Origin of the sequence: Nonomuraea sp. CA-143628 (genome assembly GCF_050942315.1) — a bacterium.
GTDB lineage: Bacteria > Actinomycetota > Actinomycetes > Streptosporangiales > Streptosporangiaceae > Nonomuraea.
On sequence record NZ_CP192072.1, the window covers coordinates 4,387,446 to 4,399,804 of the forward strand.

General features: G+C 69.5%; 11 protein-coding genes. 2 read left to right on the forward strand and 9 right to left on the reverse strand.

Annotated features, from left to right (window positions below):
- Positions 1-16: 16 nt before the first annotated feature.
- The 3 genes from ACQP2T_RS20305 to ACQP2T_RS20315 form a co-directional block, all read right to left on the reverse strand.
- On the reverse strand, positions 17-1,588 hold the full coding sequence (locus tag ACQP2T_RS20305; protein ID WP_433517676.1) for a heparinase II/III domain-containing protein: 1,572 nt from the start codon (positions 1,586-1,588) through the stop codon (positions 17-19).
- A gap of 178 nt (positions 1,589-1,766) precedes the next feature.
- On the reverse strand, positions 1,767-2,624 hold the full coding sequence (locus tag ACQP2T_RS20310) for a CU044_5270 family protein (RefSeq protein WP_433517677.1): 858 nt from the start codon (positions 2,622-2,624) through the stop codon (positions 1,767-1,769).
- Positions 2,617-3,264, reverse strand: coding sequence for an RNA polymerase sigma factor (locus tag ACQP2T_RS20315; protein ID WP_433517678.1), 648 nt, complete (start codon positions 3,262-3,264; stop codon positions 2,617-2,619). Before ACQP2T_RS20315 ends, ACQP2T_RS20310 begins: the two co-directional genes overlap by 8 nt.
- A gap of 206 nt (positions 3,265-3,470) precedes the next feature.
- Here ACQP2T_RS20315 and ACQP2T_RS20320 point away from each other — a divergent pair, with 206 nt between their 5' ends.
- Entirely contained in the window at positions 3,471-5,132 is a 1,662-nt protein-coding gene (locus tag ACQP2T_RS20320; RefSeq protein WP_433517679.1) for an LLM class flavin-dependent oxidoreductase, read from the forward strand.
- A gap of 40 nt (positions 5,133-5,172) precedes the next feature.
- Here ACQP2T_RS20320 and ACQP2T_RS20325 read toward each other — a convergent pair whose 3' ends face one another.
- The gene (locus ACQP2T_RS20325; RefSeq protein WP_433517680.1) at positions 5,173-7,392 is read right to left on the reverse strand and encodes a thiamine pyrophosphate-dependent enzyme; all 2,220 of its coding nucleotides are present in this window, start codon (positions 7,390-7,392) and stop codon (positions 5,173-5,175) included.
- A 198-nt stretch (positions 7,393-7,590) separates the two neighbouring features.
- On the opposite strand from ACQP2T_RS20325, the gene ACQP2T_RS20330 reads away from it, so the two are divergent.
- Positions 7,591-8,940: a hypothetical protein gene (locus tag ACQP2T_RS20330; protein ID WP_433517681.1), complete on the forward strand. Its 1,350-nt coding sequence runs from the start codon at positions 7,591-7,593 to the stop codon at positions 8,938-8,940.
- A 63-nt stretch (positions 8,941-9,003) separates the two neighbouring features.
- Here ACQP2T_RS20330 and ACQP2T_RS20335 read toward each other — a convergent pair whose 3' ends face one another.
- The 5 genes from ACQP2T_RS20335 to ACQP2T_RS20355 form a co-directional block, all read right to left on the reverse strand.
- Positions 9,004-9,525, reverse strand: coding sequence for a hypothetical protein (locus ACQP2T_RS20335; RefSeq protein WP_433517682.1), 522 nt, complete (start codon positions 9,523-9,525; stop codon positions 9,004-9,006).
- A 101-nt stretch (positions 9,526-9,626) separates the two neighbouring features.
- Complete coding sequence (locus ACQP2T_RS20340) at positions 9,627-10,481, reverse strand: ABC transporter permease (RefSeq protein ID WP_433517683.1); 855 nt, start codon at positions 10,479-10,481, stop codon at positions 9,627-9,629.
- 2 nt (positions 10,482-10,483) lie between these two features.
- Complete coding sequence (locus ACQP2T_RS20345) at positions 10,484-10,678, reverse strand: hypothetical protein (protein ID WP_433517684.1); 195 nt, start codon at positions 10,676-10,678, stop codon at positions 10,484-10,486.
- 2 nt (positions 10,679-10,680) lie between these two features.
- Positions 10,681-11,661 carry an ATP-binding cassette domain-containing protein gene (locus ACQP2T_RS20350; RefSeq protein ID WP_433517685.1) on the reverse strand — a complete coding sequence of 327 codons (981 nt, stop codon included), beginning with the start codon at positions 11,659-11,661 and terminating at the stop codon, positions 10,681-10,683.
- A gap of 3 nt (positions 11,662-11,664) precedes the next feature.
- Complete coding sequence (locus tag ACQP2T_RS20355) at positions 11,665-12,276, reverse strand: PadR family transcriptional regulator (protein WP_433517686.1); 612 nt, start codon at positions 12,274-12,276, stop codon at positions 11,665-11,667.
- Positions 12,277-12,359: the final 83 nt, after the last annotated feature.

The following is a 12,359-nucleotide window of genomic DNA, read 5'->3' on the forward strand; positions in this document are numbered from 1 at the left end:
GGCTAGGGACAAGGGCTCATAGCCCCGACCCCCGGAAGGTGACCGGCCCGTCAGGCGTGCCCACCGTGATCAGGTCGCCCTCGGCTGAGACCGCCGGGTCCGCGCTGCCCGGCACGATCACGGTGAGCAGCCGGGAAGCCTCCGGGGAGGACACCGTCACGGTCTCCGCGGTCCGGAGGTACCCCAGTGAGACCGTGCCCGGCCGTACCGTCTGACCGCCCACCGGCCTGCCGTCGGCTGTGAGCTGCAGGAGCGTCACGCGGCGGGCGTCGTCGCCCAGCACCACGACGCCGTCGCGCTGGTCGACCAGCCGCAGTGACGGGTCGAAGTGCCACAGGTCGCGCACCGCGTGCCCCTTCGGCACCGAGTCCAGTACGGCCATCAGGTCCGGTCCATGACTGACCAGGACCTCGCGCGTGCGGCGCACGCCGTACGCCTTGTCGCTGAGCCGGTACGACTGCCGCGACGGGCCGATGTCCGACGCGTCCAGGCGCGTGTCCGTACCCGCTCGGAAGTCGGCACCCACCACGGAAGGCACGTTGTGCGCGTCGGGCGACTTGGTCCACTCCACGTAGTCCGTCTTCTCGTAGGAGTGGAAACCGGCCTCGACCAGCACCGGGCGGCCCTGCGCGTAATAGGTGACGCCCAGATGGTCCTCGTGCCCGTGCAGCCGCCGCCCCGGCCCGAACCTGATCGAGTAGAACGCCGAGTCCGGATCGTCCCATGCGGTCCGGCCGAAGACGTACCCGCCGTCGAAGACCCGCACCGTCGCCCCGTCGTGCGCGAAACCGTCCGCCCGGTTGTCCGCCGGGCTGTCCCCGAGGGGTGCCAGGAAGCCGTCGGGCTGCGTGGCATGGGCCACGTACGCTTCGAGGGCGGTCCGGCGCGCCGTCAGCCGGTTCGGGATCTTGGCGCCGCTCTCCTCGATCGCCCGTAACGCCACCCCGAGCCGCCGGTGCACGTACAGCCCGTATCTCGGCGCCTGTTCGTGCAGGACGCCCTGCTCGTCGATGGCGAGTTCGGCCGAGGCGAGCATCCGGCGGATCGCCAGGTCACGCCACTCCTTCCGGCCCAGGCGGCAGCCCACCACCAGCAGCGCGATGTCCTGGTCCAGGCCATGGTTGTGGCCCTGCCGGTAGAGCGCCGGGTCGGACAGGACCTCGCCGTGCTCGGCGAGGCTGTCCAGCAGGCGGCGGCTGTCGACGTGGGCGCTGAGGCACACCAGCACGGGGGCGCGCAGCGCGACAGGGTGCTCGGCCCAGGCCCAGGGGCTGATGTCGGCATGGTCGCGCGGGTTCTTGCGGATCCAGTCGTCGGCCAGGGTCTCGGCCCGGTCGAGGTAGGCCCGCTCACCCGAACCCTCGTACTCGGCGACCAGACGGCCCATCCAGCGCAGGGCGTGCAGGTTCAGCGCCCAGGAGCGGTTGCCGTGCGGGTTCAGCCGCCAGTCGATGTCCTGACCGAGGTCCACCGGAGGCAGGCCGACGAAGGTCACCCGCCCGGCCATCACTTCTGGCACCTTGATGTTGGGGAACTGGTGGGCCAGGCAGATGGCCCGGCCGGGCTTCGTACGGGCACGCCAGAACACGTGGTGACTCCTGATTTCGGGCGCGCGAAACCCACGCGCGGCGCGAACGGCGACGCGCGGGCTTCACGTGCGGGGGAGGGCCGCGGCGCGCGAGAACCGAGCGCGGCGGTGTGAGCGCGCGGCGCAAACGCCCGCGCGGCGGTGAGGTCAGGGCACGGGCCTGCCCTGACCTATGGGGTTATGGACGGGTGCTTGCGGATTCCTCCGGACCCTTGTCGGTCCAACCGGCACCCAGGACCACCTCGGACATCTGCGGGCCGCTCGCCCCCGAGGTGTTGGAGCTGGCCAGCACCTGCGAACTGGCCACATCGATGATCAGTGTCCGCTGGACCGGCCGATCGCCGTTCAGAGTGAAGGTGAACGCGTCACCGGTACGCCCCCGCTGGTCCGTCTTCCGGCCCAGGTAGCGGACGTTCGGCAGGTCGCCCAGCAACCGGTAGGCCGCCGCCCGGACGGCCGGTGGCGACGGCTTGCTCCACAGCAGCCCGCTGAGCGCGTCCGCCAGGACATCGTCGCCGGACCCGGCGGGCAGCATCCCGATCACCCACTCCTTCAGCGCGGCCGGGTCGGACGGCAGCCGCTGGATCTGCTCGACCGTCAGATCCTTCCCCGCCATGCTGAACGGCGCCCGGCCCGAGACCGCGACGACCTTCGCGGGCCGGCCCGTCACCCGCTCGCCCGTCCACGCCTTCCCGTCGGAGGTCGCCCAGAGGTCGGTGACCTTCGTGCCGTTGTGGAGCTTCTCGATGTGCCAGTACGTCCCCTTGTCAGCGGGACCCGACGCCGCCGTGGTCGCCGCGGCCAGCAGGATCGACCGTCCGGAGACCACCGAGTCGGGCGTACGGGGCGAAGCGAGCGCCACCACGGCCGTCACGGCGACCGCCGCCGCGGCGAGGCCGCCCACAACTCCTCTCCAAGACAGCCACGACGTACGCGAGGAGCGCTCGGCGGCCAGCCGCTCGCGGACCCTGGCCTTGAGCGCCGGGTCGGCCGGCGGCTCGCCGTACAGCTCGCGGATCGACGACAGCTCATCCATGGTCGGCCTCCTCGGGGGCGAGCAGCGGATTGGTGTCGCCCAGGGAGCCGCGCAGCTTCTTCCTGGCCCGGCTCAACCGGGAGCCGACCGTGCCGTACGGGATGCCGAGCGCCGTGGCGATCTCCTCATGGCTCAGCCCGGCCAGCGCCACGAGCAGGATGACGTCGCGGTCGCGCTGATCCAGCGCCGCCAGGGCGGAGGCCAGGTTCGGCTGCAGGCTCTGGGCGCTGACCCGCGCGGTCACCCGGTCCTCGTGCCCCGGCGCGTCGCGGTCGGGGCCGTACCGTCCCAGCGCGCGCAGCGTCCGCGCCTCCAGGCGGCGGTGCTTGCCGATGAGCTTCGTCGCGATGCCGAACAGCCAGGCCCGCACGGTCGCTCGCGCCGGGTCGTACTGCGCGCGCTTCCTGAAGGCGATGAGGAACGTGTCGGAGACGACGTCCTCGGCATGGTCCGCGCCGAGTCGCTGGGCGACATAGCCGTGGATCTCGCCGAAACAGGCGTCGAACACCGCCCCGAACACCTCGGCGTCCACGAGCGACCCCGGCACGCCCCCAGCCCTGTCGACCGCCCCCGCGTCATCGACCGGACCCGGCACGGCGTCGGCGGAGTGGCCCGAGATCCAGGACAGTGCCGTCACCACGGCCGCCCCTTCACGATGCTTGCCCCGTCATGTGCCACCCTTCGAACGATCAGCGGATATCTCTTATCCCCCGATCCGCTCGATCGCTTTCACGCCCGCCCCTGGGCAAGTATTCACCCTGCCGGATGAGCTCCTTGGGAAGTCCTATTGACGGCATATCCAGTTCGGGAGACGGTCAGCTAAAAGGCCAGGTAGGGAGACTTGAGGTGCGGTTCGGAATCTTCTACGAGCATCAGCTGCCCCGCCCCTGGGAGCCGGACAGCGAGCAGCGCCTGTACGCCGACGCGCTGGAGCAGGTCGAGATCGCCGACCGGGTCGGGTTCGACTACGTGTGGGAGGTCGAACACCACTTCCTGGAGGAATACTCACACTCGGCGGCACCCGAGGTGTTCCTCGCCGCCGTCTCCCAGCGCACCAGGAACATCCGGCTCGGCCACGGCATCGTGCAGGTGCCGCCGCCGGTCAACCACCCTGCCAGGGTCGCCGAACGCGTCGCCACGCTCGACCTCGTCTCGGGCGGCCGGGTCGACTTCGGCACCGGGGAGGCCAGTTCGGCGGCCGAGCTGGGTGGGTTCGGCGTGGATCGGGAGCGGAAGCGGGCCATGTGGCAGGACTCGCTGGACGCGATCACCCGGATGTTCGTCGAGGAGCCGTTCGCCGGGTGGCATTCGCCGTACCTGCGGATGCCGCCGCGCAACGTGATCCCGAAGACCGTGCAGAAGCCGCACCCGCCCCTGTGGGTGGCCTGCTCGCGGCGCGAGACGATCCATCTGGCGGCGCGGAACGGGATCGGGGCGCTGTCGTTCGCGTTCGTGCATCCGGAGGACGCGGGGAAGTGGTCGCGGGACTACTACCAGCTGCTGGAGTCGGCGGAGTGCGTGCCGGCCGGGTTCGCGGTGAACGCCAACCTGGCGGTCGTGCTGCCGATGATGTGCCACGAGGATCCCGCCGAGGCCCGGCACCGGGGCGCCCAGGGGGCGGCCTTCTTCGCCTATGCGCTGGCGCATTATTACGGGCCGTCGAAACACACTCCCGGCCACAGCAGCATTTGGGGAAATTTCACGAAAGATCAGCCAAAGGTGGGGGCGCAGGGGAGGGATCCGCTCGCGGGCGCATTGGGGAGTCCGCAGCAACTCATCGACCTCATTACCCGCTACGAGGTGGCGGGCGTGGATCAAATGATCTTCGTACTCCAGGCCGGTCCGAATCGCCATGAGCACATTTGTGAAAGCCTTGAATTGTTCGGGAAAAAGGTTCTGCCCGCATTCACCGAAGGGCGCGAAGAGCGCGAGCGCGCCAAGTCCGCCCGGCTCGCTCCGGCCATCGAAGCCGCCCTGTCCAGGCGTTCTCCGGCCAGGACGCTCTCCCCGCCGTACGTGATCGACGAGGACGCGGAGCTGTCCCGCGTCACCCACCGTCCGCCGCCCACCCCGGCGGACGTCCTCGCCGCGGCCCGCAAGCGAGCCCGCCTCACGGGCCAGCACCTTCTGTCCCGCTTCGTCGCGGGCCGGTCCGACGAGGACCTGGCTCGCCGGCTGAGTCCTGGCCGTCAGCGGTTCCTGTTCTCTCTCATGGCCCGCTCCTTCAGACCGGACAGGGCTTTCGGCTTCCAGGGCACCCTCGAATTCCGTCTCCAACCCCGCGCCACCTGGACCATCGCCATCCGAGGCACCCGGGCCCGCGCCTTCCCCGGCCCGGCCCGTGCCCCGTCCATCACGCTCACCCTCCCGGCCGCGGACCTGCTCCGCATCGTCGCGGGCACGGCGAACCCGGCCGCCCTGCTGATGTCGGGCCGCCTCCAGATAACGGGCGACGTGACGCTGGCCTCCAGGGTGGGAGAGATGTTCGGCGGCGCTTCGCCGTACTGAGCAGCACCGAGCCCGTACCGAGCCGTACTGAAACCAGAGGTCAGCCCAGCAGCTTCCGCGCCGCCTGCTCGATCTCCTCCTCGGACATCAGCACGTGAGCGGCCGCCTCGCCCAGCGGGATGAAGCTGTCCGCCGAGGTCACCCGTCCCACCTGCCCGGAGAACCCCGCGTCCATCAGTTCGGCCACGATCCCCTCCGACACCCCGCCGGTGTGGCGGGTCTCGTCGGCGATCAGCACCTTGCCGGTCAGCTCCGCCGCCCGCACCAGGTCCTCCACCGGCAGCGGCGCCAGCCAGCGCAGGTCCAGCACCCGGCAGCCGTAGCCCTCCTGCGTGAGGCGTACGGCGGCGCGCAGGCTCATCCGCAGCCCGTTGCCGAAGGTGACGATCGTGAGGTCGCGCCCGTCGCCATAGGACCGCGCCCGCCCGATCGGGACGTGCGTCTCCGGCCAGCGCGACGGCGGCGCGTAGGGCGCCAGCCAGCCCGCGTCGCCCTCCTCGAACAGGTCGCGCGTGTGATAGAGCGCGATCGGCTCCAGGAACACGCACACGGAACCCTCCGTGCGGGCCGCCGCCAGGCAGGTGCGCAGCATGGCCGCCGCGTCGTCGGGCCGCGACGGCGAGGCGATGACCAGGCCGGGGATGTCGCGCAGGGCCCCCACCGCGTTGTCGTTGTGGAAGTGGCCGCCGAACCCCTTCTGGTAGGCGTAGCTCGCCACCCGCACCACCAGCGGATTGAGATAGGCGCCCTGCGAGAAGAACGACAGCGTCGACGCCTCGCCCCTGAGCTGGTCGAGCGCGTTGTGCAGGTACGCCAGATACTGGATCTCCGGCACGGGCAGCAGCTTCGACACCCCTGACCCGAGCGCGAGCCCCAGGATGGACTGCTCGTCGAGGTGCGTGTCGAACACCCGCCCGCCACCGAACCGCTTCTGCAGCCCCCGGGTGACGCCATAGACGCCGCCCTTCTTGGCGACGTCCTCGCCGAAGACCATCATCTCCGGGTAGACGGAGAGCGCGTCGGTCAGCGTGCGGTTGATGGCCTGGGAGAGCGTCAGCGGCTTCTCGGTCTCCGGCAGGGAGCCGGCGAAGGCGCGTTCTCTGACCGACGCCTCGGCCGCCACCGGGCTGATCCTGGCGATCATCTCGGGCCGGCGCGGCGCGAGCGGCTCCATGATCTCCTTGGCCGAGCCGAGGCGCGGGCTGCGGGTGGTCTCCAGAGCGATCCGCAGTATGTGCTCGCGCGACGACTCGTACTGCATGAGCAGCTCGTCGGGCGTGACCAGCCCCGCCTCGACCAGCAGCCGGGCGGTGGCCAGAAGCGGGTCGCGCTCCATGTCGGCGCGGATCTCCCGCTGGGTGCGGTAGGCGGACTCGACGTCGGACCCGGCGTGGCCCATGAGCCGGACCGTGCTCAGGTGCAGGAACGCGGGGGAGCGGTTGGCGCGTACGTGCTGGACGGCCCGGACGGCCGTGTCGTAGGCGTCGGCCAGGTCGCAGCCGTCGGCGGCGAAGTATTCGATGCCCGGACGCCGCGCGCTCGCCGCCACCCAGCCCTTGGGCGTGCGGACGCTGATGCCGATGCCGTTGTCCTCGCACACGAACAGGATCGGCAGCGCCTGCCCCTGGTGCGTGGCGTAGGCGGCGGTGTTGAACCCGGTCAGCGCCGTGGCGTGGTTGACCGAGGCGTCGCCGAAGCTGCACACGGTGATCGCGTCGTCCGCCCACGGCGTGGGAACGCCCAGCGCGCGGCCCCGCTCGATGGCGAAGGCGACGCCCACCGCGCGCGGCAGGTGGCTGGCGATCGTCGAGGTCTGCGGGATGATCGCCAGGTCGGGATGGCCGAACACCTTGTGCCGGCCGCCCGCGATCGGCTCGTCCGCCGCGGCGGCCAGCCCCATGAGCACGTCGCGGATGCCCTGCTCGGGCAGCCGACCGGCCTGCTCGGACCTGGTCAGGTAGAAGGCGCCGGAGCGGTAGTGCAGCAGCGCGGGGTCGCCGGGCCGCAGCGCGGCGGCGACCGCCGCGTTGCCCTCGTGCCCGGCCGAGCCGATCGTGTAGAAGGACTGCTCCTGCGCGCGCAGCCAGCGGGCCGCGATGTCGAGCAGGCGGCTGTCGAGCTGGCGCTGGAAGAGGGTGCGGCACTGCTCGCCGGTCAGCGACGCGCCCTCGCGGACGGGCCGCCCGGGATCACGGGCCGCGCCCCCCTTCAGCGTCGCAATGGCCTGGGTGAAATGAGTCTCAACAGTGTCGCGCGCCACAAGGCGATTATGTCGCCCCGATCCCGGGTTCGTCTCCCCGTCGGGAGTGACATGTTGTGGAGCGGTCCGATTGACCCTGATCTATAACAAGTTGTCAGATTTCGCAACTTTCTGGCCAACCTGAATGTCTACTGGGAAAGATAAGCGTGGCACCCTCAATGCCGCGTTGAGCACCAGGGGATCCAGAAAGGAACCCGCATGTTACAACGCATCCGTGTCGCCGCCGTCGCGCTCGCGACGGCCGCCGGGCTTCTCGCCCTGGCACCATCGGCGTCGGCCACGGCCAAGGCCCCCGCCATCTCCGACGTGGACCTCAGTCCGGGCTCCCCGGTCGTGGTCTTCGACAAGCCGGTCACGGTGACGTTCACGTTCACCACCAAGGACGCCGGAAAAGCCGAACTCCAGCTCAAGCCGCCCGGCCTGAGCGTCGGCACGCCCATCGACCTCAAGTCGGCGCCGTTCGGCGGGTGGGCGAAGTGGACCGGCACGAAGAGCTTCGAGGCGAAGGACGCCGGCAAGTGGAGCTTCCTCGCCATCGCCCACGGTGACGGCGACAAGTCCGCCAGCGGCACCTTCGACGTCCAGAAGGCCCTCGTCACCAAGATCGTGGACTTCGGCGCCAGCCCCGGCCAGGTGCACCGCGGCGACATGATCAAGGTCTCCGGCCGACTGCAGGCCGACGGCAAGGGATACGCCGGGGTCGTGGCGATCACCTTCCGTGAGCGGAGCGCCGACGCCTACCGCCGGGTCACCACGGTCACGAGCGGCGGCGACGGCTGGTTCAGCACCAGGGTGCGCGCCGATGCCACCGGCTGGTGGCGGGCCGAGTTCGGTGGGAACAAGGAAGCCAGGGCATCGGTCAGCGACAGCGACCGGGTCGACGTCCGGATCAGGCACAATCCCGACAGCAGGATCATCGGCTTCGACGCCACCCCCGCGCCCGCCGACAAGGGCGCCCGGCTGAACTTCACCGGCTCCCTGCAGGTCGAGCGCTGGCAGGCCCTGCCCGGCCAGCGGGTCTCGATCTACTTCAAGCAGGACGGCTCGCGCCGCTGGGAGTATGTCACCAGCGACGTGACGAACCGCGACGGCCGCTTCTGGGCCACCGCGACCGCGCAGTCCTCGGGCTGGTGGCGGGCCGCGTTCGAGGCGACCAGAGGCGTCAAGGGCTCGGTCTCCGACGCCGCCTGGGTCAAGGTCGTCGAGCCCACCCCGCCGCCGACGGCGGACAAGTCGGCCAGCCGGGTGATCAAGTTCAACGCCTACCCGGAGCCGGTCAAGCGCGGCAGATACCTGAAGGCCAGGGGCGTGCTGCAGATCGACGACAGCGGATCCTGGGAGGGGTACGCGGGCAAGGTCGCGCTGTACTTCAAGCCGGTCGGCTCGCACAAGTGGCAGTACGTGAAGACCACGCGGTCCGGTGACAGCGGCAAGCTGTATGTCCGGGTCAAGGCGTGGAAGTCGGGCTCGTGGAAGTTCGTGTTCGGCGGGGACGATGATTTCTACGGAGACGGTAGCCGTAGTGACTATGTCCGCGTGAAGCGGTAACCGGTTCGGAACGGCAGGATTGAGGCCCGGGGGCGCGGTTGCCCCGGGCCTCAGCTGTCGGTGCTACGACTCGGGGGCCTTCGCGCCGAGGCTGATGAGCATCGACTTGAGCTCACCGAACCCGGTCTTGAGCTCACCGACTCCGGTCTTGAGCTCGGCTATGTCCTTGTCGACCTTTTCGAACCGCTTGTCGACCTTTGCGAACTTCTCGTCCATGACCGACTCGAGGCCGTCGATCCTCTCGTTGACCTTGCCGATTCGCAGCTCGACGCTGGCCATATCCCGATTTACCCGGTCGAAGCCATTCTCAGTGTCCTTGCTGAGCAGAAAGACCTTCTCGTGGAGCAGATCGGTTCGTGCGTCGATCCGCTTTTCGAGTTGCTCTGCTCGCGTCTGGATCTTCTTGTCGAGATCTTTCGTCCGCTTGTCGATCCTATCGAGGACGTTGTTCCCGACGATGTCCACGCGGTCGTGCAGGCTAGTGAACCGTTGTTCGATCGAGGTACCAGGCACACCACTCACCGTAGTGGACTCGAGCGCGGAGATTCTCTTGAGCAAACTTCCGTATTCCAGGTCCAGTGACAACGCTGGTTCTCCTTTGGGGAAGGGGGATGGGTTGAGAACCCATCCGGAAAGTTACCCTCCGTGAGGGAACCGTCGCAGTCGGATGTGAAAACTTGTGCGACCTACTCCGCCCGCCTGAACTGCGCGATCCCAACCCCCAGCAGCACGGCCCCCAGCAAGGCCACAACCCCCAGCTCCACCCCCACCGGCACCTGGAAGTCGAACCACCGGACCCCGGGATTGAGCACCGCGGTCACCTGCGCGGGCACATCGAGGTGGGAGAACACCGCGTGCCGCATCGGGTCCACCGCGTACGTCATCGGGTTGATCACCGTCAGCAGGTGCAGCCACGACGGCAGGTTGGCCAGCGGGAACATGGCCCCCGACAGGAACAGCATCGGCATGATCACCATCTGCATGAGGCCGAAGAAGGTCTGCATGTTCCGCATCCGGGCCGCCAGCATCACCCCGAACGCCGTGATCGTGAACGCGGCGAGGAACATCTCCGCCAGCATCGTCACGATCAGTGCCGGCGAGTACGGTACGCCGACCAGCCCGGCCATCGCCAGGATGATGACGCCCTGCCCGGTGGCCACCACGGCCCCGCCCAGGCACTTGCCGACCACGATCGCCGCGCGTGAGACCGGGGCGACGAGCATCTCGCGCAGGAAGCCGAACTCGCGATCCCACACGATGGACCCGGCCGAGAACATACCGGTCATGATCACGGTCATCGAGATCATGCCGGGATACATGAAGGTGCGGTAGTCGATGCCCGGGATGGCGCCGCGCACCAGTGAGCCGAGCCCGGTGCCCATCACGAACAGCCACAGCACCGGCTGCAGCAGCATCGACAGCATGCGGGTGCGGTCGTTGACGAACCGCAGCAGCTCTCGGTGCAGCACCACCTTGACCGCCCGGAGGTCGTGCCCGGCGCTTCGCACCGGCACCCGGACACCGATCGCCTCTGTCGCCACGCCTACCACCCCGCCATCGCATCGAGCCGCGCCGTCACGTCGAGCCGCGCCGTCACGTCGAGCCGCGCCGTCACGTCGAGCCGCGCCGTCACGTCGAGCCGCGCCGTCACGTCGAGCCGCGCCGTCACGTCGAGCCGCGCCGTCACGTCGAGCCGCGCCATCGCCCTGATCCGCGCCATCGCGTTGATCCGCGCCATGCCTACCGCCTCGCCATCGCTCTCATCCACGTCCGGCCGCCCGACTCGCCGCCTTCCTCGGCGTCGCGGATCGTGGAACCCGTGTAGCTCATGAACACGTCGTCGAGTGAGGGCCGTGAGACGCTCACCGACCTGATCGGCATGCCCAGTTCGGCGAACAGCCGGGGCACGAACTCCTCGCCCGACGCCACGGCGAACGTCACCGCGCCCTCGTGCACGGCCGCCTCCAGGCCGAACTCCTCGCGCAGCGCCCGGATCGCGGCGGCGTCGTCGCCGGTGTGGATCTGTACCCGGTCCTTGCCGACGCTGGCCTTCAGTGCCTCCGGCGAGTCGATGACGACGACCTCGCCGTGGTCGATGATCGCGATCCGGTCGCAGTACTCGGCCTCGTCCATGTAGTGGGTGGTCATGAAGATGGTGATGTCCTCCAGGCGCCGGAGCTGGTTGATGTAGCCCCAGATGGCCGAGCGGGTCTGCGGGTCGAGGCCGACCGTGGGCTCGTCCAGGAACAGCACCCGGGGTGAGTGCAGGAGCCCACGGGCGATCTCCAGCCGCCGCTTCATGCCGCCGGAGAACGTCATGACCTTGGCGTCCTTGCGGTCCCAGAGCGCGACCATCTCCATGACCTGCCGGATGCGGTCGCCGACGACGCTCTTCGGCACGCCGTACAGTTCGGCGTGGAAGCGCAGGTTCTGCTCGGCGCTCAGGTAGCCGTCGAGCGTCGGATCCTGGAAGACCAGGCCGATGTTCCGGCGTACCTCGTCGCGCCGGCGCACCACGTCGTACCCGGCGACCGTCGCGCTGCCGCCGGTCGGGTTGACGAGTGTGCAGAGCATGCTGATCGTGGTGGTCTTCCCGGCTCCGTTCGGGCCGAGGAAGCCGAAGACCTCGCCGGGGGACACGTCGAAGTCGATGCCCTTGACGGCTTCGATCTTCCCGTAGTCCTTCCTCAATCCGTGTACGGCCACCGCCGCGTCTGTCATCGCTCAGTCCTCCGCGAGGATCTGGAAAACGGACTTGCGCGTCTGCCTGAGCAGTTTCTTGGCCTGGGCGACCTGCTGGTCGTTGGCCGTCCGCGCCAGGTGGCTGAACGCCTCGTTGAGCTGGGCCCACAGCAGCCGCAGCTCGTGCCGGTCCTCGGGCACGGAGCGCGCCACCTCGTCCCAGGGCGGCTCGCCGTCGAGGTGGCGTACGGCCCGCTCACGGCCCTGCTCGGTCAGGCTGTAGAGCCGGGAGCCGCCGGTGTCGTCGCCGGTGACCAGGCCCTCGTCCTCCAGTTGCTGGAGTGCCGGATAGACCGAGCCGGGGCTGGGCCGCCACACTCCGCGGCTGCGCTCCTCTATGTCCTGGATCATCTGGTAGCCGTTCTTCGGCCCTTCGGCGAGCAGGCTCAGCAGCGCGGCCCTGACGTCTCCCCGCCGTACGCGCGGAGCGCCGCCCTCCCAGCCCATCGGCGGCGCATCGGGCAGGCTGCCCATTCCCGGCCCGCCGCCCGGAAAGACCGGCGGACCAGGCGCGCCCGGGGGAAGTGGGGGGTGCGGGGGGTGCGGTGGCGGTGGGGCGCCGGGCGGCTCTTCCCACATGTGTGGATCACGCATCACGCCTCCAACTATCGAGATAGCGTGACGATATATCTAGATAGTTGGCATGAATAGCCCCATTTTTGGGTGTAGTGGCACCG

Bases quoted from the DNA above. Each gene is read 5' to 3' on its own strand.
- ACQP2T_RS20310 (WP_433517677.1), bottom strand. From the start codon at position 2,624: ATGGATGAGCTGTCGTCGATCCGCGAGCTGTACGGCGAGCCGCCGGCC.
- ACQP2T_RS20330 (WP_433517681.1), top strand. From the start codon at position 7,591: ATGTTACAACGCATCCGTGTCGCCGCCGTCGCGCTCGCGACGGCCGCC.
- ACQP2T_RS20345 (WP_433517684.1), bottom strand. From the start codon at position 10,678: ATGGCGCGGATCAACGCGATGGCGCGGATCAGGGCGATGGCGCGGCTC.
- ACQP2T_RS20350 (WP_433517685.1), bottom strand. From the start codon at position 11,661: ATGACAGACGCGGCGGTGGCCGTACACGGATTGAGGAAGGACTACGGG.
- ACQP2T_RS20355 (WP_433517686.1), bottom strand. From the start codon at position 12,276: ATGCGTGATCCACACATGTGGGAAGAGCCGCCCGGCGCCCCACCGCCA.